This is a genomic window from Flavobacterium sp. LPB0248 (assembly GCF_013388355.1).
In the GTDB taxonomy this organism is placed as follows: domain Bacteria; phylum Bacteroidota; class Bacteroidia; order Flavobacteriales; family Flavobacteriaceae; genus Flavobacterium.
The window spans coordinates 2,268,602-2,290,891 of the sequence record NZ_CP058246.1; the positions used below are offsets into that span (position 1 = coordinate 2,268,602).

The 22,290-nt window shown below is 33.5% G+C and carries 23 protein-coding genes; 16 read left to right on the forward strand and 7 right to left on the reverse strand.

Translation table 11 applies throughout. The annotated features are described in order from the left end of the window. Window positions 1-84 precede the first annotated feature (84 nt). The 5 genes from LPB248_RS09330 (at window position 85) to LPB248_RS09350 (ending at window position 4,946) form a co-directional block, all read left to right on the forward strand. Window positions 85-1,167 (forward strand): diphosphomevalonate/mevalonate 3,5-bisphosphate decarboxylase family protein, encoded by a 1,083-nt coding sequence (locus tag LPB248_RS09330; RefSeq protein WP_177211193.1) that lies wholly within the window; start codon window positions 85-87, stop codon window positions 1,165-1,167. A 50-nt stretch (window positions 1,168-1,217) separates the two neighbouring features. Continuing rightward, window positions 1,218-2,156 carry a mevalonate kinase gene (locus tag LPB248_RS09335; RefSeq protein ID WP_177211194.1) on the forward strand — a complete coding sequence of 313 codons (939 nt, stop codon included), beginning with the start codon at window positions 1,218-1,220 and terminating at the stop codon, window positions 2,154-2,156. A 70-nt stretch (window positions 2,157-2,226) separates the two neighbouring features. Further along, window positions 2,227-2,817 (forward strand): DUF502 domain-containing protein, encoded by a 591-nt coding sequence (locus tag LPB248_RS09340; RefSeq protein ID WP_177211195.1) that lies wholly within the window; start codon window positions 2,227-2,229, stop codon window positions 2,815-2,817. A gap of 62 nt (window positions 2,818-2,879) precedes the next feature. Next, the gene (locus tag LPB248_RS09345; RefSeq protein WP_177211196.1) at window positions 2,880-3,836 is read left to right on the forward strand and encodes a geranylgeranylglycerol-phosphate geranylgeranyltransferase; all 957 of its coding nucleotides are present in this window, start codon (window positions 2,880-2,882) and stop codon (window positions 3,834-3,836) included. A 201-nt stretch (window positions 3,837-4,037) separates the two neighbouring features. Next, entirely contained in the window at window positions 4,038-4,946 is a 909-nt protein-coding gene (locus LPB248_RS09350) for a pseudouridine synthase (protein ID WP_177211197.1), read from the forward strand. Window positions 4,947-5,010: 64 nt separating this feature from the next. Here LPB248_RS09350 and LPB248_RS09355 read toward each other — a convergent pair whose 3' ends face one another. Both LPB248_RS09355 and LPB248_RS09360 read right to left on the reverse strand, forming a co-directional pair. Then, window positions 5,011-5,613: a DUF937 domain-containing protein gene (locus tag LPB248_RS09355; RefSeq protein ID WP_008466405.1), complete on the reverse strand. Its 603-nt coding sequence runs from the start codon at window positions 5,611-5,613 to the stop codon at window positions 5,011-5,013. Window positions 5,614-5,896: 283 nt separating this feature from the next. Beyond that, window positions 5,897-6,397 (reverse strand): DUF456 domain-containing protein, encoded by a 501-nt coding sequence (locus LPB248_RS09360; RefSeq protein WP_177211198.1) that lies wholly within the window; start codon window positions 6,395-6,397, stop codon window positions 5,897-5,899. Window positions 6,398-6,551: 154 nt separating this feature from the next. On the opposite strand from LPB248_RS09360, the gene LPB248_RS09365 reads away from it, so the two are divergent. Next, window positions 6,552-7,037 carry a hypothetical protein gene (locus LPB248_RS09365; RefSeq protein ID WP_177211199.1) on the forward strand — a complete coding sequence of 162 codons (486 nt, stop codon included), beginning with the start codon at window positions 6,552-6,554 and terminating at the stop codon, window positions 7,035-7,037. Window positions 7,038-7,049: 12 nt separating this feature from the next. Here LPB248_RS09365 and LPB248_RS09370 read toward each other — a convergent pair whose 3' ends face one another. Next, window positions 7,050-8,153 (reverse strand): glycosyltransferase family 2 protein, encoded by a 1,104-nt coding sequence (locus LPB248_RS09370; protein WP_177211200.1) that lies wholly within the window; start codon window positions 8,151-8,153, stop codon window positions 7,050-7,052. Continuing rightward, the gene (locus LPB248_RS09375; protein WP_177211201.1) at window positions 8,150-9,094 is read right to left on the reverse strand and encodes a lysylphosphatidylglycerol synthase domain-containing protein; all 945 of its coding nucleotides are present in this window, start codon (window positions 9,092-9,094) and stop codon (window positions 8,150-8,152) included. The genes LPB248_RS09370 and LPB248_RS09375 overlap by 4 nt, the downstream gene beginning before the upstream one ends. Before the next feature lie 90 nt (window positions 9,095-9,184). Here LPB248_RS09375 and ruvC point away from each other — a divergent pair, with 90 nt between their 5' ends. From ruvC to LPB248_RS09415, 8 genes are all read left to right on the forward strand, one after another. Next, entirely contained in the window at window positions 9,185-9,739 is a 555-nt protein-coding gene (gene ruvC, locus LPB248_RS09380) for a crossover junction endodeoxyribonuclease RuvC (RefSeq protein WP_111288456.1), read from the forward strand. Window positions 9,740-9,826: 87 nt separating this feature from the next. Further along, window positions 9,827-10,954, forward strand: coding sequence for a radical SAM family heme chaperone HemW (gene hemW, locus LPB248_RS09385; protein WP_177211202.1), 1,128 nt, complete (start codon window positions 9,827-9,829; stop codon window positions 10,952-10,954). 119 nt (window positions 10,955-11,073) lie between these two features. Further along, entirely contained in the window at window positions 11,074-11,451 is a 378-nt protein-coding gene (locus tag LPB248_RS09390; protein WP_177211203.1) for a GxxExxY protein, read from the forward strand. Between the two features lie 51 nt (window positions 11,452-11,502). Further along, window positions 11,503-12,270, forward strand: a complete 768-nt coding sequence (locus LPB248_RS09395; RefSeq protein ID WP_177211204.1) for a cyclase family protein — start codon at window positions 11,503-11,505, stop codon at window positions 12,268-12,270. A 139-nt stretch (window positions 12,271-12,409) separates the two neighbouring features. Further along, on the forward strand, window positions 12,410-12,811 hold the full coding sequence (locus tag LPB248_RS09400) for a GNAT family N-acetyltransferase (RefSeq protein ID WP_177211205.1): 402 nt from the start codon (window positions 12,410-12,412) through the stop codon (window positions 12,809-12,811). After that, window positions 12,808-13,158 (forward strand): DUF4260 domain-containing protein, encoded by a 351-nt coding sequence (locus tag LPB248_RS09405; protein ID WP_177211206.1) that lies wholly within the window; start codon window positions 12,808-12,810, stop codon window positions 13,156-13,158. Before LPB248_RS09400 ends, LPB248_RS09405 begins: the two co-directional genes overlap by 4 nt. Window positions 13,159-13,164: 6 nt before the next feature. Continuing rightward, window positions 13,165-13,524, forward strand: a complete 360-nt coding sequence (locus LPB248_RS09410; RefSeq protein WP_177211207.1) for an MmcQ/YjbR family DNA-binding protein — start codon at window positions 13,165-13,167, stop codon at window positions 13,522-13,524. An 84-nt stretch (window positions 13,525-13,608) separates the two neighbouring features. Next, window positions 13,609-14,322, forward strand: coding sequence for a PH domain-containing protein (locus tag LPB248_RS09415; protein ID WP_177211208.1), 714 nt, complete (start codon window positions 13,609-13,611; stop codon window positions 14,320-14,322). A 135-nt stretch (window positions 14,323-14,457) separates the two neighbouring features. On the opposite strand, the gene LPB248_RS09420 is transcribed toward LPB248_RS09415, so the two are convergent. Continuing rightward, complete coding sequence (locus LPB248_RS09420) at window positions 14,458-15,558, reverse strand: DUF4407 domain-containing protein (protein WP_177211209.1); 1,101 nt, start codon at window positions 15,556-15,558, stop codon at window positions 14,458-14,460. Window positions 15,559-15,799: 241 nt separating this feature from the next. Between LPB248_RS09420 and LPB248_RS09425 the strand changes: the two genes are divergently transcribed. Together LPB248_RS09425 and LPB248_RS09430 are read left to right on the forward strand one after the other, a co-directional pair. Next, entirely contained in the window at window positions 15,800-18,610 is a 2,811-nt protein-coding gene (locus LPB248_RS09425) for a TonB-dependent receptor (protein WP_177211210.1), read from the forward strand. A 76-nt stretch (window positions 18,611-18,686) separates the two neighbouring features. Then, the gene (locus LPB248_RS09430; RefSeq protein WP_177211211.1) at window positions 18,687-19,745 is read left to right on the forward strand and encodes a phytase; all 1,059 of its coding nucleotides are present in this window, start codon (window positions 18,687-18,689) and stop codon (window positions 19,743-19,745) included. Between the two features lie 125 nt (window positions 19,746-19,870). Here the strand turns inward: LPB248_RS09430 and pckA are convergent, their stop codons facing one another. Together pckA and LPB248_RS09440 are read right to left on the reverse strand one after the other, a co-directional pair. After that, window positions 19,871-21,475, reverse strand: coding sequence for a phosphoenolpyruvate carboxykinase (ATP) (pckA, locus tag LPB248_RS09435; RefSeq protein WP_177211212.1), 1,605 nt, complete (start codon window positions 21,473-21,475; stop codon window positions 19,871-19,873). Window positions 21,476-21,776: 301 nt separating this feature from the next. Further along, window positions 21,777-22,163: a DUF423 domain-containing protein gene (locus LPB248_RS09440; RefSeq protein ID WP_177211213.1), complete on the reverse strand. Its 387-nt coding sequence runs from the start codon at window positions 22,161-22,163 to the stop codon at window positions 21,777-21,779. Between the last annotated feature and the right edge of the window lie 127 nt (window positions 22,164-22,290).

Genomic DNA, 22,290 nt, shown 5'->3' on the forward strand with positions numbered 1-22,290 from the left:
GTCAAAAGAAAAGTTTAAACCATTATGGATAAAAAATTATCCCTTTATGGCGAAAAAACTATCTTTGCCAAAATTTTGTAATTCATGTTAACAGCAGCCGATTTTATACCAAATCCATATACTTCAACAATCGAAAACGGAAACTTTGAATGGAGCGCTCCAAGCAACATTGCATTGGTGAAATACTGGGGAAAAAAAGACAACCAGATTCCAGCAAATCCTTCTGTTAGTTTTACTTTAAATAACTGTAAAACAATAACAAAACTTGCCTTTTCTAAAAAAGAGGCTCAAGAAAACTTTTCTTTTGATTTACTTTTTGAAGGAAAACCAAAAGAAGATTTCAAACCGAAAATTCAGAAGTTTTTAGAAAGAGTTGAAGTTTATCTGCCGTTTTTGAAAGAGTATCATTTTACAATTGATACGCAGAATACTTTTCCGCATAGTTCAGGAATTGCATCATCAGCTTCTGGAATGGCTGCATTGGCAATGAATTTTATGAGTTTAGAAAGGAAACTAAATCCTGAAATGACTGACGAATATTTCTATCGAAAAGCCTCATTTCTAGCTCGTTTAGGTTCTGGAAGTGCTTGCCGAAGTGTAAAAGGAAATGTGGTAGTTTGGGGAAATCAGGAAAATATTGAAGGAAGTACAGATTTATTTGGAGTTGAATTTCCGTATACAATTCACGAGAACTTCAAGAATTATCAAGATACTATTTTATTGGTTGACAAAGGCGAAAAACAAGTTTCCAGCACCATTGGGCACGATTTAATGCACAATCATCCGTATGCAGAAAGACGTTTTACACAAGCACACGAAAATCTAGATAAATTGATTGCCATTTTTGAAAGTGGAAACTTAGATGAATTCATCAAAGTTGTAGAAAGTGAAGCATTGACTCTTCATGCTATGATGATGACATCGATGCCGTATTTTATTTTAATGAAACCAAATACGCTTCAAATCATAAATGCAATCTGGAAATTCAGAAATGAAACCAAGATTCCCGTATGTTTTACGCTTGATGCTGGTGCCAATGTACATGTTTTGTATCCTGAAAACGTTAGCGAAAAAGTACTTCAATTTATTCAGGACGAATTAGTTGTATTTTGTCAGAATAGTCAATACATTTGCGACAAAATTGGGAGCGGTGCAATTGCATTATAATTTTCCGTATCTTTAGTTAAATTTTTTATTAGAAAGACATAAAATAAATCATGAAAGGACCACTATTTTACTCAAAAATATTACTATTTGGAGAATACGGAATTATCCGCGACTCTAAAGGACTTTCTATCCCTTATAACTTTTACAATGGCGCTTTAAAAAAATCTGAAGAGCCTACAGAAGAAGCAATTTCATCAAACAGAAGCTTAAGAAGTTTTGCTTCTTATCTTGAAGTGCTACATACTCAGCAACCAGAATTGGTTACTTTCGATTTAGAAACTTTAAAAAATGATGTTGAAACTGGAATGTATTTCGACTCTAGTATTCCTCAAGGGTACGGTGTTGGAAGCAGCGGTGCGCTTGTTGCGGCTATTTACGATAAATATGCTACAAACAAAATCACTGTTCTGGAGAATCTGACTCGTGAAAAATTATTACACTTAAAGAATATATTTTCTCAAATGGAAAGCTTTTTCCACGGAAAAAGTTCAGGTTTAGATCCGTTAAACAGCTATTTGAGTATTCCGATCCTGATTAATTCTAAAGATAACATTGAAGCAACTGGAATTCCGACTCAGAGTTTTGACGGAAAAGGTGCTGTCTTTTTGTTAGATTCAGGAATTGTAGGCGAAACTGCTCCTATGGTTAGCATTTTTATGGAAAACCTAAAAGATAAAGGTTTCCGTGCCATGCTTAAAAACCAGTTTGTGAAATATACAGATGCCTGTGTAGAAAACTTCCTGCACGGTGATATGAAGTCTTTGTTTACTAATACTAAAAAGCTTTCTAAAGTTGTTTTAAATCATTTTAAACCAATGATTCCAGAACAATTTCACGGAATCTGGCAACACGGAATTGATACAAACGATTATTACCTAAAACTTTGCGGTTCTGGTGGTGGAGGTTATATTCTAGGTTTTACGGAAGATTTAGAAAGAGCCAAAGCGTCCTTGAAAGACTATAAATTAGAAGTAGTTTATCAGTTTTAAAGTTAAACCTCTTAAAATATTGCTATTGAATACCATTTCCTAAACATTTAATCTTAAAAAATTATTGCCTATGAAAAGTATTTTAAAGATTCTCAAAGCAACTTTTTTAGGAGGAATTCTGTTCTTAGTACCGCTCGTTGTACTATTAATCGTTTTAGAAAAAGGATATGGTCTTGTACAAAAAACTACACTGCCACTTGTAAGCACTTTACCAAAAGTAAGCGTTTTAGGCCTTGCAATTCAGGAGCTTGTTGGAATATTAATTATAATTCTAATTTGTTTTATTGCTGGATTACTGGCAAGAACTGCAGCCGCTGAAAAATTAGTTCAGAAATTAGAAGATGGGATTTTAAGTTTTGTTCCTGGCTATTCATTTATGAAAAGCATGAATGAAAATATATTAGGTTTAGAATCTAAAGACGATTTAAAAGTAATTTTAGTTCCTACAGATGCTGGTTTGCAATTTGCTTTTTTAATAGAGCAAGTCAGCGATGAGAAATTTACAGTTTTTATACCAGATGCTCCAAATCCGTGGAGCGGATCGGTAGTTTTTGTAGATAAAAAAGATATTACAGAAATCGATATTACACAAAAACAAGCTCTAGCCTGCATTCGAAAATTAGGTTATGGATCTGAAGAATTGTTAAAAAACAAGCTCTAGTTTTCAGAATCAAAAAATATACTTTAACTTCCCTAAATTAAATCAATACCACTGTATCATCTATGTTAAGCAGACAACAAAAACTTTTAGTAATGAAAATTGTTAGTCTGTTCTCTGTAGTTCGAGGTTACAATATTCCTATCATTGTTTTAGCACAATATTTATCAGCAATTTTTATACTTGCTCCAGAAATTAGAGCACTAGATATCTTGCTTGATTTTCATTTGTTTTTAATTGTCTTTGCTTCCGCTATTACAATTGCTTCAGGATATATCATCAATAATTTTTACGATAATCAGAAAGATTTGATTAATCGTCCGAATAAATCAATGCTGGATCGTTTGGTAAGTCAGAAAACTAAACTGAATGTTTATTTCAGTTTGAATTTTCTTGCGGTTCTAATGGCTTTTATAGTTTCGTGGAGAGCTTTTTTGTTCTTTTCGGGCTATATTTTTATGATTTGGTTCTATTCGCATAAAATTAAAAAGTATCCAATTATTGGAAATTTAATGTCTGCGTTGCTTGCTGTGACGCCGTTTTTTGCCATTTTACTTTATTTCTATAATAAGATTTCGTTTGAAGAAATTGAGAATCACATGAGTCATTTTGTGGTGATTTCGGCACATGCGGTTTTCTTATTCCTTCTTTTATTGATTCGCGAAATGATAAAAGATCTTGAAAATCTAAAAGGTGATTTGGTAAGTGAATACAGAACAATTCCGGTTTTATACGGAGAAAAAATTTCTAAGCAAATTATAACGGTTTTAACTTTGCTTACCGTTTTACCAGTTTATGTATTGGTTAACATCTATGATGTGGGCTATATGGACATTTATTTTTACGTCTGTTTTGGCGTTTTACTTTTCTTCCTGATTTATTTATGGAAATCTGATTCTAAAGAACAATATCTAAAACTTCATAATGTTCTTAAGTTCCTAATTGTATCTGGCGTTTGCTGCATTGTTCTGATTAATCCAAGCGTCTTATGGCATGGTCGCGAATTGATTTCTAATTATTAAGTTTTTCTCTTTCACAGAGATTCGCAAAGTATTTTTGTGTAACTCCGTGAAATTCTTTGTGAATCTTTGCGCAATAATCTATTTTAAAAAGCCAATTACATTGCTCCTAAACATCTTAAAATAAACCGCTATTAATCTAAGAACATTGAACTTAAGATTTATTAGCAGGAAAAAACTATCTTTGCACAAATTAATGATTCTATGAACAACAAGGAAGGCAACAATAAAAGAGGCGGATCGAGACCAAACAGCTCAAGACCAAACTCTAACAAGCCAAAACCTCCTATGGCTAAGCGCGCGCAAGGGCCTAAAAAAGTAAAACCTGAAGTTAAAGCTGCTCAGGAAGCTGCTGCTGAAAAATTTAGAAAACAAAATCAGCCAGCTAAGAGACAAAAGGCTTCAGATGAAATTCGTCTGAACAAGTACATCTCTAATTCTGGTGTTTGTTCTCGTCGTGACGCCGACATTTATATTCAGTCTGGAAACGTTAAAGTTAACGGTACTGTGGTTACAGAAATGGGTTATTTGGTAAAACTGAATGATGTTGTAAACTTTGACGGTGTGACATTAACTCCTGAAAAGAAAGAATATATTTTATTAAACAAACCTAAAAACTTTACAACTGCCTTTGATGAAGGCCAGGAATATCGTAACGTTCTAGAACTTGTTCGTGGTGCTACAAATGCAAAAATTGCTGCTGTAGGAAGAATGGACAAGAATACAACTGGTTTATTATTGTTTACTAACGACACTGATATGATTCGTAAATTTACATTGCCGAATCAGAAATCGTCTAAGATTTATCAGGTTTCTTTAGACAAAAACTTAAAATTTGAAGATTTAGAAAAAATCAGCAAAGGTTTAGTTCTTGACGGACACCGTGTTTTTGTTGAAGAAGTAAGCTATATTGATAACGAACCAAAAAGTGAAGTTGGTCTTAAGTTGCGTACTGCTAACGTAAAAGTGGTGCGTTCTATTTTTGAATCCTTTGAATATAATGTTCTTAGAATTGACCGTGTTTCATTTGCTGGATTGACCAAAAAGAATCTTCCTCGCGGAAACTGGCGCTTTTTGACCGATCAAGAAGTTATCAATTTGAAAAACGTATAAGCGTTTTTCAAATTTAAGTCATAAATAAATCCTGTTTTCTTATTGAAAATGGGATTTTTTATTTTTAAAAACTAAAGAAATTATGTCCGAAAAGGGTAAAAATAGATCTTCCGATAGATTGGTTTTTGTCTTCTACTGTTTCGTAATTTGAAAAACCTAGGATGATTTTGATTCCGGGCGGAATGCTGTTTAAAATATCTCTTTTTTGATCTTCTAAAAGGAGTTTTAAACTTTCTATTAATTGAAGATTGTATCTTAAATAAGACATTACAAGTAATGCTGAAAAGTTAAGTATTTCTCTGGCTGTTTCGCTTTTGATGCCAACTTCGTTAGAAACCATTTCTGAAATTCTGCCTTTCTTGTTAGAGAACAATTCTTTCAGCAATACATTTCCTTCTAAACGGTAGCAGTCGTCGACTGATAAAATTCTGCCTGCATTAAAATCTACTTCTTGGTAAAAAGTGGAATCTTCTTGGATAAGGGAAACAATTTCGGAATAAAAATCAGATTCTTCGGCTTTGTTGTAGAGTCCCATCAAAATTGTGCCGATCGAGACGTCTATTCCCTTAATTAAAAGTGCATCATTCTCAAAATAAAACTTGTTTAACTTGGAGACAACATTAGAAGAAATAAAGCGTCTAAGTTCAATTTGTAGGTTTGGGGTCATACTCATAACTTAAAAAATGATTATTTATACTTATTTAAAATAACCGATAAAGTGAGGCTTTTCATCGATTATCGAGATAAAAATATAAAATATTTTAACATTTCCAAAAATTAAGTTAAAAATTTAGGTGGTCGATTTTCAAGCATTTAGCGCTAAAAAATAAGGAAATGAGGAAATATAAAGCTTGGCGTAGTTATAAGATACGAAAATTATATTTAAAATTTTAAGAGTTTTTTTCAAAAAATCAAAAATATAAGAAAAAGCTTAAAGTCAAAATTACCATTTAGAAAATAAGCTGCCTATTTTGCCAAAGGATAGTGAGAAAAATCCCGAGATAAATTACTGAAAAAAAGAAGTTCACAAAACTCGAAGCTAAGAATCCAAGAACTGAGCCAGTAGCTGCTTTCAAAGCGCGTTTGTGATTTTGAGAATCGTATAATAGCTCGCCAATTAGCGCACCAGCAAACGGCCCTATAATAACTCCAAACGGAATTGGCGCAAGAATTCCCACAATTAAACCAATATTAGTTCCCCAGACTCCGTAAGAACTTCCTCCAAATTTTTTAGTCCCTTTTGATGGAATGATGTAATCTAAAACTGTGATAATTACCATTACAACAAAAGTAATCCCAAGAACCCAATAATTGTTTTCTACGGCCTTAGTCAGATATAGCAACAGTAGTCCTACCCAACAGCTTGACAATCCAGGCAAAACAGGGAGAAAACTCCCAAAAACACCAACGATTACACATATAAATCCCAGCAGTACTAAAAGTAAATCCATATCATTTTGTAAATTTGTTTTTACAAATTACTACTTTATTTTTTTCCGTACAAACGTTAAAATATGTATCTTTAAAATATGAAGATTCGTAAGCATCTAAAAGCTTCACAAAAAAATAATCCGTATTTTTGTTCATTCATTCAATTTTAAAACTTTGAGGCAGTTTTTCCCTTTTTTTATATGTATTCTTTTTAATTCTTGTCAATATTTTGAGAAGCAGGTTCCGTCTGAAAAAGAGTTACTTCAAAAAGAGTTAAAATCGATCAACTGGAAGGAAGTAGACGAATATCCTTCTGTTCCTAATTGTGATAAAATCGCTAATAAAAAACTACGTCAGCAGTGTTTTTTTGAAGTCATGTCGGGTCTTATTCAAGAAAAACTAAACATCGATACTTTGTCTATAATGTATCCAGAGTTGGACACAATCGAAGTCAAAGTAACCGTTTTTCCAAACTCAACCATGAAGTTTGAGCCTCAGTTCCCTAAAGATTCTGTAGCTTACGATACCATAAAAATAGACAGTATTCTGCATGCTCGTCTAGTCGATTTCCCGAAAGTAAATCCAGCTATAAAAAGAGGTATTCCAGTAAAAACGCAATTTATTCTGCCTGTTATCATAAAAGCAAAAGACGAGAAGTAGTTATATAAGTAGCTATTTTCTAAATTGGCGATCTTTCCATTTATAAGGACCAAACAAACTGTATAACGCAACCGTAGAACTAAAAAACGGATACAGCAGACTACTCAACAAAAGGCTTTTAATCCTGGCTTTTGTCAAAAATTGATTCGTTATAAAAAGCAAAACATAATCGATTGCAAACTTAGAAAAAGCAAAAATCACAAAAATGGGATAATACCAATTTCCTAAAACCACAAAGAAAAATCCAATTACAAAACTCAAATTTCCAAAGAAAACAATTAAGCCTAATAGTTTTCCAAAAGAACTCCTGTACGAACTAGTTTTCGCCGCCCAACGCACTCTCTGATGAAATAATCCTTTCCAATTTTCAGTTGGTTTTGTAACTACAATTGCTTCTTGAGCTTTTAAATAATGAACTTCATCCGGAAATTTTTCGACTGCTTTCTGAAGTAAAAACACATCATCTCCACTGGCAATTTTGTCATTTCCTTCAAAGCCATTCAGCTCTTCAAACAATGATTTTGTATACGCAAAATTGGCTCCATTACACATAAAACCTTTTTTTAAACCAAAACTCCCAATTGTAGCACCTTGCAAACTGGTTAAATCCAATTGCTGAAAATGATCTAAAAAAGAACTCTCACATTTGTACGAAACTGCTCCTGCCAACATCGAAACTTTATTTTCCTGAATATAATTATCAAACGTTAAAAGCCAGTTTTCAGGAACAATACAATCGGCATCGGTTGTAATAACCCAATCGGTTTTTACACGCTGCATTGCCGTTGTAATGGCGTCCTTTTTGGGAGAACTGGAAATTCTAATGTTATCAATTATTGAAACTTGGAACCTAAAACTTGAAACCTGAAACTTTTCAATTGAAGCGTCATCAACCAAAATCACTTCAAATAAATCCTTGGGATAATTAAGTTTAGAAATGCTTTTTAAAAGATTGGGTAGATTTTCTTCTTCATTCCGAAACGGAACTATAATCGTAAAACTAGTCTTCGGCTTTAAATCTCTTTTCTGATATTGCTGCACTTTGAAAAAACCATAAATCAGCAAAAAAATGCTAACAATATAAATGGCTAATATGGCAAACAATCCGAAAATCATGCAGCTGTTTTGGTTTTAAAATTCAGTACAAAATAACTTCCTAAAACAACTGGTAAAACGACATTCAGAAACCACATTAAGGTGCTGATGAAAATTACAATCCATTCGTTTACACCTAAAATTCCGAAGAAATATATCGCAACACTTCCTTTTACCGCAAAATCCAAAAACTGAAATGTTGGTAGCGAAGAAGCCAAAAAGTAAACCGATGTTATTGCCGCCATTAAAGTCAAATAAGGCAGATCGACATCAAAACCTAAAAACAAAAAATAATATTGATGCGAGAAAACCAAGTAACGGCAGATTCCTAAAAAAATATTTTTCTGATGAACCGATTTCGGAATTTCATTGATTTTATGAATCAGTTTTTCGATTGAATATCCTTTTACTTTTATCTTTTTAATGGAGAATAATAGAATTAAAAGTAGTGCAAATCCGCCAAAAAGAATCAGAACCGTTTTAGTTGTAATTACATTAAATTCAGCATTAAAATACAACAGTCCGAAGATTCCAAAAATGATGGTTAAAATCATCTGGATTCCATTGCAAATTAGGTTTAAGAAAACCACTCTTTTGGCTTCAGATTTTGGATAATACAACGCTTTTCCAGCATACTCTCCTACTCCGTTTGGCGTAAAAATTCCAGCCGTCAAAGCAGCCAAAACTTGTTTTGTAGCTTCGTAAACCGATATTTTATGAATTACTTGAGCCAGATTCTGCCATTTCAAAATCTCAAAATAACGGTTCAAAACACTCAAAAGCAAGATAACCGAAATCCCTAAAACCGATTGGTTTTTCTTGAACAAAACAATAAACTTCTGCCAGTCCAATTTGTCGTTGTTAGCCAACTGATTGTAAATAAAATAAAATGCACCGCCAACAATTAAAAGTTTGGCCAGAAGAACTAGGAATTGCTTAGCTTTGTGAGGAATTGAAATCATGCCGCAAAAGTAATCAAATGTGGCAATTAGGAAGTGAGAAAATGAGTCAATTTTCTAAACTTGAAACCTTAAACTTGAAACCACAATCTCTTGACACAAGAACGCATCATATTAGGTATTGACCCTGGAACCACGATTATGGGGTTTGGATTGATTAAAGTAATCAATAAAAAAATGGAATTTCTGCAATTAAACGAATTGCAATTGTCCAAATACGATAATCATTACCAAAAACTAAGAATCATTTTTGAACGAACCATCGAATTAATTGAAACACATTGTCCCGACGAAATTGCAATTGAAGCACCTTTCTTTGGCAAAAACGTGCAATCAATGCTGAAACTAGGACGCGCACAAGGCGTTGCAATGGCAGCAGGGCTTTCGAGAGGAATTCCGATTACGGAATACGAACCTAAAAAGATAAAAATGGCAATTACCGGAAATGGAAATGCCAGCAAAGAACAAGTTGCCAAAATGCTGCAACAGCTTTTAGGCTTAAAAGAATTACCAAAAAATCTCGATTCAACAGATGGTTTGGCAGCTGCGGTTTGTCATCACTTTAATTCTGGAAAAGTTGTTGCAGGAAAAAGCTATTCGGGTTGGGATGCTTTTGTGAAACAAAACGAGGATCGAGTTAAGAAATGAGTTAATGTACCAATTTGATAATTAGACAATTCTGTAGACAACCATAAATTATCTAATTGACATATTCTCTAATTATCTAATTAAAAAATGAGCGGTATCTACATCCATATTCCCTTTTGCAAGCAGGCTTGCCATTACTGCGACTTTCATTTCTCAACTTCGATGAAAAAGAAAGACGATATGGTTTTGGCTTTGGCTAAAGAAATTGCTATGCGCAAAACCGAAAGTGATGGTGAAATTGAAACTATTTACTTTGGCGGCGGAACCCCTTCCGTTTTATCAAATGAGGAAATCAATTTTTTAATTTCTGAAATTTACAATAATTATAAAGTTGTCGAAAACCCGGAAATTACGCTTGAAGCCAATCCAGACGATTTGTCTGCTGAAAGAATTTTAGAATTATCTAAAAGCCCAATAAATAGGCTAAGCATCGGAATTCAGTCTTTTTACGAAGAAGATTTGAAGATGATGAATCGCGCTCATAATTCGGCGGAAGCCAAAAAATGTCTTGAAGAAGCGACCAAATATTTTGACAATATTTCCCTGGATTTAATTTACGGAATTCCAGGAATGAGTGACGAAATGTGGAGACAGAATATTCAGACTGCTTTGGATTTTGGCATTCCGCATATTTCAAGTTATGCTTTGACGGTTGAGCCTAAAACAGCTTTAAGTAAATTAATTCAAACTGGTAAAATTGCTGAACCGCAAGACGAAGTCGCTTCCAACCATTTTATGATTTTGGTCGAAATGCTGCAAAAGAATGGTTTTATTCATTACGAATTATCCAATTTTGGAAAGGAGAATTATTTCTCCAAAAACAATTCGGCTTATTGGCTAGGCAAAAAATATATCGGAATTGGTCCTTCGGCACATAGTTATGATGGTGAAAAAAGAGGCTGGAATATTGCCAATAATTCATTGTATTTAAAAGCGATTCAAAACGACGAACTTCCTATTGAAACGGAAACATTAACCATTTCAGATCGTTATAATGAATATATTATGACAGGTTTACGAACCATTTGGGGCGTTTCTTTAGAAAGAATTGAAAAGGAATTCGGAGCAGAATATTTAAATTATTTACTAGAACAATCTCAAAAGTTCTTAAACGACGATTTACTTTCGATCGAAAATAATATTTTAAAACCAACTCCAAAAGGAAAATTTTTAACGGATGGAATTGCTTCAGATTTGTTTTATGTTGAAAGTTAAGTTTAACCGCAAAGTTCGCTAAGGTTTACGCAAAGAACGCAATCTGTTTTTTTTTTGTAGGAATAAATCTATATCTTTAAGACGCAAGTATTATATTTGAAGCTTTAAATATTGATTTTATGTCAGAAAATGATTTGTCACGAATTGTGTTTCATTCAGCTTTGAAGGTTCATCAAACTTTAGGACCTGGACTTTTAGAAAGCGCTTATGAAGAATGTCTATTTTATGAGTTAAAAAAATTTAACTTGACAGTTGAAAAACAAAAGGCTCTACCATTAATTTACGAAGATGTAAAATTAGATGTTGGTTATCGATTAGATATTTTAGTAGAAAATAAACTAATTTTGGAAATAAAGTCTGTAGATTGCTTAAGTGAAGTTCATTTTGTTCAACTATTGACTTACTTAAAATTAACAAATTGCAAACTAGGCTTATTAATAAATTTTAATGTTGCATTACTAAAACATGGAGTTAAAAGAATAGCAAACAATCTTTAATAAAATCCTAGCGACCTTTGCGTAAACCTTAGCGAACCTTGCGGTTAAATTATGATAGCAAAAATCCACAACTTCGAAATTGACTTATCAAAACCCATTGATATTTCTATTCCATTAACCAATACAGATGAAAATCCGATTGCTTGGTATATTGAAAAACCAGTCATTGAACCAGTAGTTTTTGGCGATTGGATTGGGAAAGTTTCTGAAGGAAAATCATCTACTAATTTCAATAATATTTTCTTCAATCCGCATGGACATGGAACGCATACGGAATGTTTAGGTCATATTACGAATGATTTTTATAGCATTAATCAATCGCTGAAACAGTTTTTCTTTTTTGCTAAACTGATTACAGTTGAACCTGAAAAAAATGGAGATGATTTTGTGATTACGAAAGAACAGGTTCAAAAAGCTTTAAGCGCTTCGACTTCGCTCAGCGTGACAAATGAGGCTTTAATTATAAGAACAGTTCCAAATCAAAAAGAAAAGAAATCAAGAAAATACTCTAATACAAATCCACCATATTTGTCTGAAGAGGCTGCGATTTTCATTCGTGAAAGCGAAACTCAGCATTTATTGATCGATTTGCCAAGTGTAGATAAAGAACATGATGAAGGGAAATTATTGGCTCACAAAGCGTTTTGGAATGTAAAAGACACGCATAATGTTAATCCAGATGCAAGATTTAATGCCACAATTACCGAAATGATTTACGTTTCGGACGAAATTGAAGATGGAAATTATATACTAAATCTTCAAATCGCTTCGTTTGAAAATGATGCAAGTCCAAGCAAACCAATTTTATATAAGATTTAAAAAGTTGCCACAAATTACACTAATTTTCGCTAATTTCTTTTTTTTGTTTTGCCACAGATTAAAGGATTAAAAATGATTTAATCTGTGGCAAAAAAATTAGTGCGAATTCAAGCAATTCGTGGCAAAAAAAACAACTCCAATGATAACAGTATCTACAGATAAGACCAAACTTGACGTTCCGTTTATACAAAACTTCCTGAAAGACATTTACTGGGCTGCGGGACGAACTATAGAAGAAGTGCAACGAACAATTGATGCTTCGGTTTGTTTTGGAATTTATTTAGATGGCAAACAAATTGGTTTCGCACGTGTGATAACCGATTATGTCGTTTTTGCTTATTTAATGGATGTTTTTATTGATGAAGCATATCGTGGAAAAGGTTATTCATCCATTTTAATTGATGCCATGATGAATGAACCTCAATTGCAAGAAGTTAAAATTTGGAGATTAGCCACAACCGATGCTCACTTTTTATACGAAAAATTCGGATTTACAAAACTGAATCATCCCGAAAAGATGATGGAAAAAATAGTGAAATGAAAACAGTCTTAAAACTAGAAGAAGTCGCTTTATTTATTCTCGGAATTTTCCTTTTTAACCGTTTAAACTATGAATGGTGGTGGTTTTTGGCTTTAATTTTGACTCCCGATTTATCTATGATTGGATATGCTTTTGGAAACAAAGCAGGTGCATTTGCTTATAATTTATTTCATCATAAAGGAATTGCGCTTTTAATTTATGCTTTAGGATGTTATTTAAGCATTGAGAGTATTCAATTAGCTGGAATTATATTATTTTCACATTCAGCAATGGATCGTATTTTTAGATATGGACTGAAATATGAAAAAGGTTTTAAATACACACATTTAGGTGAAATTGGAAAATAAACAATTATGAATTTAGAAACGTTTTACGAATATTGTCTTTCTAAAAAAGGTGTAAGCGAGCATTTCCCTTTTGATGAAAACACTTTGGTTTTTAAAGTGGGCGGAAAAATGTTTGCTTTATCTTCTCTTTCTCAATGGGAAAAAAACGAGCAATCTGTCAATTTAAAATGCGATCCAGACCGCGCACAAGAACTCAGAGCCGAATATGACGAAATTCAACCGGGTTATCATATGAGCAAAGTCCATTGGAATACGATCGCTTTAAACGGAAATCTTCCAGACAGATTAGTCAAAGAATTGATAGACCATTCGTATGATTTGGTTTTCAAAAGTTTGACAAAGAAAATTCAGAACGAAATTATCTAATTAAAAAATTAGGCATTACATTTGCAGGGTGAGATCAAAACTTAACAACCCGAATCAGTTTGCAAATTAGCATTTTATAGCATCATGAAAGAACAATTTAAAAAATTTCTAAACGAAGAACAAGATCCAAAAGCGATTGAAAAAATCACTTCGAAACTCACAGATTTATTGATGAAAGGCGAAGAAGTTGGATACATTGCAGTGCAAAAAAAACCTGCAATCACTGTTTTTCCTGATAGTATTGTATTAACAAACAAACGTATCATTATCTGCAAACCTAAAAATCTAGGTCTTTCTATGGATTTTACAGATTATACTTGGGATGATATTGCAAGTACTTTTGTAAAAGAAAACATTTTAGGTTCTGAATTTTCATTTGGCACTAAAACAGATTTAGCCGTTTCTATTGATTATATTCCAAAAATTCAGGCTAGAAAAATTTATACTTACGCTAAAGAACAATTAGATTTATTAAAAAATCCGGTTCAAACGGCAGCTCCAATTCAAGAAACTGCTGAACCTGTTTTTGAAGAAGAAGCAGAGGAAGAAATCGAAGAAGTAGAAACAGAAGAAGTAACAAGCTTTGCTGAAATTTTACCAGCTGCTCCTGCTGTTACAGAAACTTACGAACCGCTTCCAACTCAACCAGCTCAACCAACAGGAGAACGTAAATTAAGCGATTTATCTAAAGAAGAGCTTTTTGATAAATTACAGAATTACAAAAAACTTCTTGATAATGGTTTAATCATGCAAGGAGAATATGACGCATACAAAAAAGAGATATTAAGCTATATGTAATTTTAAAGTACAAAGTTCTGAGTACAAAGTACAAAGATTATTGACTTTGTCTAAAATAAAAAAGCCCGAAATAGAGATTCTATTTCGGGCTTTGCATTTTTATAACTTTGTACTTAGAAACTTTGCACTTTGCACTTATAAAGTCGCTTTCTGCTTTTCTACAAATTTGTGCGATTGCAGTTCTAGTAACTCTTTTGCATTTTTTCGCTGCAGATCAAACAGACCTTTATCTTCTGCGATATCAGCGTAAACTTTATCATGCATTTCAGCGCTGGTTTTAACTAATAACTCACGTTGGTATTTGTTTTGAGCTAAAGTCGCTTTCATTGCTGTTTCAGCTTCTTCTTGCTTAAAATCGAATTCCCCTTTTGGAGCTAATAATTTAGCAATAATAGGCGATGTTTCAATTGCCAGAAACAAAAGCATAATGAAAAATGACGGCAGCCAAGGCAGTTTGTTCAATGCATTAATACGCGCCATTAGTCCGTCGAAACCTTCAATGATTGGCTGTGTTTGCGAAACCTTTTTATCTAAATCGGCTTGAAGCTGTACGCCTGCTTTTTCTTTTTCGGCAATTTTAGCTTCGTTGGTCTTTTTCAGCGTTTCGAATTCTTTTAGAGCAGCATCGTGTTTTTCGCGTTTCTCTTTATAAACTGGCCCTTTGCCTAACTTTTTAGTTCCGGCTGTTCCTTCGGCTTCGGTAATATAAACCGAATACAGATCGTTTACTTCTTTTTCTTTCTTTACAATATCAGCTTTTAATGCCGCAATCTCAGCTTTATTCTTATCTAAGTCTGTTTTGAAATACGTTCCGATTTGTTTTTTGTTGGCCAATTCCATTTCGTTTTTCTCTTTCAGCAAAACGGTATTGATTTCTTTTTCGAAAATTTTAATCTCCAAAGGTTTCGAAATTACAATAGCAATAATAATAGCCAAAGCAATACGCGGAGTTGCTTGCAGAAATTCATCTAAAAAACGATCTCTTTTCTTAATAGTAGAAACGATAAATCGGTCTAAATTGAAGATTAGTAAACTCCAAACAAATCCAAAAATTAAAGCTGGATAAATAGAATCGAAAACGGTAAAAAGCGCATAAGCACTGGCTAGAAAAGCCATAACTGCTGTAAAAAATACAGTGGCGCCAATACCAACATATTTGGTTTGTTCGCCTTCTGAGCAGTCTTTCAAGAGATCACGGTCGGCTCCTGAACATAGGATGAAAAATTGTTTTAACATGATTGATGATTTTTGATTAAGATGATACGGCAAATTTAGCGCCAAAAATTTAATTCTCAGGTAAATAGTTGATTTGTTTTTACTTGACTCTATAAAATTCCTTTTTTTATTAAATGTTATTTTAACATTAATCTATTTCTAATGTTGACTAGGAATCATAACACTATGTTAATTTTTTTTCAAGGCTTTAGTAATACGCAGGCCTTAGTTTCGCAATCGAAAATCAAACTAAACACACACAATGAAAAAATTTTATCTATTAACCGCATTCTTTTTATTCGCCTTTACAGGTTTTGCTCAGAAAGCGATTATATCTGGAAAGATATTGGATGCTGATGACAAACTGCCTCTTCCTGGAGCTATGGTTCAAATTGTAGGCGAGAAAAAATACACCGTTTCTGATTATAACGGTCGTTTCGAATTATTAAATATTAATGAAGGAACTTACAAAGTTGAAGTAAAGTATATTGGATATACTACTTTAACACAAGAAATAAAAGTGGAGCAAGGAAGAAACAATGTAATCGACTTTGCACTTAAAGCTTCTGAAAATGAATTGAAAGAAGTTGTTGTTGGAGACATCTTAAAAGGTCAAGCAAAAGCGTTGAACCAACAAAAGAACAACAAAAACATCGGAAACGTAATCTCTTCTGATCAAATGGGACGTTTTCCTGATGCTAACGTTGGAGACGCTTTAAAACGTGTTCCTGGTATTACCATGCAGAATGACCAAGGTGAAGCGCGTAACATTATTATTAGAGGTTTGGCTCCGTCTTTGAACTCTGTAACTTTAAATGGTGACAGAATTCCATCTGCAGAAGGAGATAACAGAAACGTACAAATGGACTTAATTCCATCTGACATGATTTCTACAATCGAAGTAAACAAAACGCTTACATCAGATATGGATGCTGACGCAATTGGAGGTTCTGTAAACTTAATTACAAGAGCAACTCCAAACGGAGAAAGAATTTCTGCAACTCTTGCTGGAGGATATTTACCAATTCGCGATCACGCCTCTTATACAGCTGGATTGGTTTACGGTAACCGTTTTGCTAACGATAAATTAGGAGTAGTTTTTAGCGGATCATACAATAATGTGGATTACGGTTCTGATAACATCGAAAACGAATGGGTTAAAGATGATTTTGGAAATGAGTATTTACAAGCATCTGAAATTAGAAAATACGATGTACAACGTATTCGTCGAAGCGGATCTGTTGCTTTAGATTATAAATTCAACGAGAACAATACCATTTTTGCCAATGCAATCTATAACTGGAGAGATGATAGAGAAAACCGTTTCAGAACTACTTACGATGATATTGAGCCACTTTATAATGGTGAAGAAATTGTTGGTTTTGAAGGCCGTGTAAAACGTCAGACAAAAGGTGGTTTAGACAACAGCAGAAATAAAAACAGAAGATTAGAAGACCAAAGAGTACAAAACTATTCTATTCGTGGAGAGCACTTAATCAATTCTACATTAGATTTAGATTGGTCTGCTAACTATGCAAAAGCTAGAGAATACCGTCCAGGTGAGCGTTATATCGAATACCGTCAAAAAGGTTTAGAAATGTTTGAAGATTTATCAGATATCAGATTTCCTCTAATGACAACTGTTGGAGAATCTGTTGACAAATTTAAATTTGATTCTGTTACTGAAAACACAGACGAAACAAGCGAAAGCGAGTTTGGCGCTAAAGTAAATATCCGTTTCCCATTCTCTGTAATTGCAGGAGAAAAAGGAAGATTGAGAACTGGTCTTAGACTTCGTTTAAAAGAAAAAGAAAGAAACAATATGTTCTATTCTTATACTCCGCTAAACGACGATATGGAATTGTTATCGCAAGTTCCAACAAGTTATTACGATGGAAAAGATTTTAATCCAGGAAATAAATATGTGCCGGGAACTTTCGCTTCAGCTTCTTTCTTAGGAAGTTTAGATTTGAACAATGCTTCTCTATTCGAAAAAGAAGCAGATCCAGCAGAATATTTAGCGGTAAACTATAATGCTAAAGAAAGAATTACTGCTGCCTACGTAAGATGGGATCAGGATTTTAACGATAAACTTTCTATGGTTTTAGGTTTCCGTGTTGAAAATACGCATATCGATTATACAGGAAACCGTGTATTAGATGAAGAAGAATTAGAAAGCAAAATCAACAACACTAACTCTTACACTAATTTATTGCCAAGTATTTCATTACAATACAACGCAACAAAAGATCTAGTTTTAAGAGCTGCTGCTACAACAGCATTGGCTAGACCAAACTACTACGCATTGGCTCCTTATGTAAATAACATTGCGGCCGATAAAGAAATCACAGCTGGAAATCCAGATCTTAATGCTACATATTCATACAATTATGATTTCATGGCAGAGAACTATTTCAAATCTGTTGGTTTAATTTCTGGAGGTGTTTTCTACAAAAGATTAAATGATTTCATTTACAACTACAGTGACAACCAATATACTGCTGAAAAATTTGCTGCCGATTTTCCAAATCAGGCAAATCCAATTCCAGCGGGAGAAAACTGGTCATTTTTACAATCAAGAAACGGAGAAAATGTTGATGTTTACGGATTTGAAGTTGCTATTCAGCGTCAGTTAGATTTCTTGCCTGGTAAGTTCTTAAAAGGTTTTGGTATCTACTTAAACTATACTTATACAAAATCTAAAGCAAGCGGAATTGCTGACGAAGATGGAAATGAAAGAAACAACATTAGTCTTCCTGGAACAACGCCTCACATGTTTAACGGATCTTTATCTTGGGAAAACAAACGTTTCTCTGCTAGAATCTCAACCAACTTTACTTCTGATTATTTAGATGAATTAGGTTCTGAGTCTTACAAAGACAGTTACTATGACAAACAGTTTTTCTTAGATGCAAATGCTTCTTATAAGATCACAAAGCAATTACGTGTTTTTGCTGAAGCAAATAACTTAACAAACCAGCCGTTACGTTACTACCAAGGAGTTGCGGCTCATACAAAACAAGCAGAATACTACCAGCCACGTTACAATTTCGGATTGAAATTAGACTTGTAATGCTGCACTTTTATAAAATTCTTAAATTAGACAGAGTTTAATGCTCTGTCTAATTGCATTAAAATATACTATACAAATGAAAAATAAATCTTTAGTCGCTTTTTTACTTTTAAGCTTAGCCTTTACAGCTTGCAAAAACGATAAATTAGCGCCAGTTCAGCCAAACGCAGTAAAACCAACAATTGTTACAGAAGCACTACCTCACGATACAGATGACCCTTCAATCTGGATCAATCCAACAGATGCTTCAAAGAGTATTATTGTTGGAACAGATAAAGATACAGACGGAGGTTTGTATGCTTTTGATTTGAATGGAAAAATCCTTAAAAAATCAATTCCGTTAAAACGTCCTAATAATGTTGATATCGCTTACGGATTGATTATTGACGGGAAAAAAGTAGATGTTGCCGTAACAACTGAACGCGAAGAAAACAAAATCAGAATTTTCAGTTTACCAGATTTAGAGCCAATTGATAACGGCGGAATTCCTGTTTTTGAAGGAGAAACGCAACGCGATCCAATGGGAGTTTCATTATACACTCGCCCAAGCGATGGAAAGATTTTTGCCATTGTAGGAAGAAAAACGGGGCCTTCTGGAAGTTATTTATGGCAATATGAACTTTCTGGAAACGGAAAATTCGCGACAGCAAAAGTGGTTCGTAAATTCGGAACATATAGCGGTAAAAAAGAAATTGAGGCTATTGCAGTAGACAACGAATTAGGCTTTGTGTACTATTGTGATGAACAAGCCGGAATTAGAAAATACAAAGCAGATCCAGCTTTAAACGATAATAAAGAATTGGCTTTCTTTGGTCAGAAAGATTTCAAAGCAGACCACGAAGGAATCGCGATTTACAAAAAAACAGATTCTACAGGATATATTTTAGTATCTAACCAGCAGGCAAATTCTTTTATGGTTTATCCAAGAGAAGGCGCCAACGGAAATCCAAACAATCATCCGTTATTAGCTGAAGTTCCAACTTCTACAATCGAATGTGATGGTGCTGATGCTACTAGTGTAAATTTAGACCCAAAATTCAAAAACGGACTTTTTGTAGCGATGAGTAACGGAATGACTTTCCACTATTATACTTGGGATTTGATTCAAAAACGCATTGACGAAGCTAAGAAATAAAGATTCAAGGTTTTCGGTCGCAGTCCCGTGTTCAGTGTCTATTTTTTTTTACTGCGATTGGAAACCAACTAAAAAAAGCTGTTCATTTCTGAACAGCTTTTTTATTTTGAATTAAATAATTCCTTTTATTCTGTAATCGGTGCACCTGCTAAGATTTCAGCATTTGCAAACTCTTCAAATTTGGCAAAATTAGCTTTGAATTTATGTGCTAATTCTAACGCTTTTTTATCGTATAAATCTTTATGTTCCCAAGTATTTCTAGGATTTAAAATCTCGTTTGGCACATTTGGACAATCTTGAGGAATTTCAATTCCAAATACTTCATGATTTTTAAACGCTACATCGTTTAATTCTCCTTTTAATGCAGCAGTAATCATAGCACGAGTATATTTAAGCTTCATACGGCTTCCTGTTCCGTAAGCTCCTCCAGTCCATCCTGTATTGATTAACCAAACTTTTACGTCTGCATCTTTCATTTTTTTGCTCAACATTTCAGCATAACGCGTTGGGTGCAAAGGCATAAATGGCGCTCCAAAACAAGCAGAGAAATTAGGTTGCGGCTCTGTTACACCCGCTTCTGTTCCAGCAACTTTTGCTGTATAACCAGAAATAAAGTGATACGCTGCCTGACCTGGAGTCAATCTTGAGATTGGAGGCAGAATTCCGAAAGAATCGGCTGTTAAGAAAAATATATTTTTTGGATTGTGTCCAATCAAACCTGGCTGTACATTATCAATATGTGTAATTGGGTAACTTACACGTGTATTTTGTGTAATAGAAACATCGTCAAAGTCAACTACGTTTGTTCCTGCTTTGAAAACCACATTTTCTAAAAGCGCTCCTTTTTTGATTGCTCTAAAAATGTCTGGTTCATTTTCTTCCGTTAAATTAATCACTTTTGCATAACATCCGCCTTCAAAATTGAAAACAGTGTTTTCGTTTGTCCATCCATGCTCATCGTCACCGATTAATTTACGCTCTGGATCTGCAGATAAAGTTGTTTTACCAGTACCAGACAATCCGAAGAAGATTGCTGTATCTCCTGCCTCACCAACATTGGCGCTACAGTGCATTGGAAGTGTATTTTTGAAAACTGGAAGAATAAAGTTTAATGCAGAGAAAATTCCTTTCTTCATTTCTCCTGTATAACCTGTTCCACCAATTAAAGCAATTTTTTTAGTAAAATCTAAAATAGCAAAATTAGACTGGCGTGTTCCGTCTACAGCAGGATCTGCCATAAAGCTTGGAGCACAAACTACGGTCCATTCTGGAGTAAAATTAGCCAGTTCTGAATCTTCTGGTCTTAAGAACATATTGTAGCAAAACAAGTTTGACCAAGCAGTTTCTGTTACAACACGTACATTCAATCTATAATTTGGATCAGAACAAACATAAGAATCGCGAACAAAAACTTCTTTGTCTGATAAAAATGCTGTTACCTTATTATAAAGCTTTTCAAAAGCTTGGGGCTCAAATGGGATATTTACATTTCCCCACCAAACTTGATCTTTTGTAATATCATCTTTTACGATAAAACGATCTTGTGGAGAACGGCCTGTAAATTCACCTGTATTAATTGCTAACGCTCCAGTAGAATTTTCAACACCTTGACCTGACTGCAAAGTAATCGCATGTAATTCATCTGCAGATAGTTGATAACGAACTTTTGCATTTTCAATTCCTAACTCTTTTAACGAAATCGATTGCGCGAAAACTGTATTAGTGTCCATAAGTTTTTAAGTTGTGTGTGATTTTTTGTTTAAAGCAAAATTACAGATTTATTTTTATTTCTTTTAAAATACTTAAATTTCACTTTAATTTATATGAAAAAAGAGAAATTTCACTTTAAAAATTATAAAAAGAAAAAAATAACCGCCTCTAATTTGTTTATTTACAACCTTATACGCGAATTTGTTATATTATTTTTGTTTGACAACAGAAAATACAAAAAAGTCACACAAATAAAGTTATATGTTATTTATGTGACAAAATTAAAGATTAATTCTTAGACAGAATTTTTTTTTCGGGATTTTATGATTTTCTCTTCAAAATCGTAAAGAATAATAGCGCCCAAGCAATAATTAATAAGAAACCACCCAAAGGTGTTGCGAATACGATAATTTTAGATTCAAAAAGTGTATAGTCTTTTGTTGCCAATAAATAGATCGAACCACTGAAAAGCAAAACGCCTGCAACGACTAAATTATAGATCGTTTTTAAGGTCTTCTCTGCGATATCTTTTTGGGTAGATAAAAATAGAAGAAAAAGAGCATGATACATTTGGTAGCGAACACCAACTTCAAAAGTATTTAATTGGTCAACCGAAAGATATTTTTTCAATAAATGAGCACCAAAAGCGCCCAAAATAATAGCTAACATACCAGTAAAAGCTCCAGTTAAAACGATTCTTCTTTTCATAATATATCTCTTTTGAAATTTCAAACAAAAATACTTCAAACGAACTGAAAAACCGCCTTTGTTCCTAGATTATTTAGAACAAAATCAAATTATTTTTGGGGTTTTGCGAAAAAAATAATTTTATTTT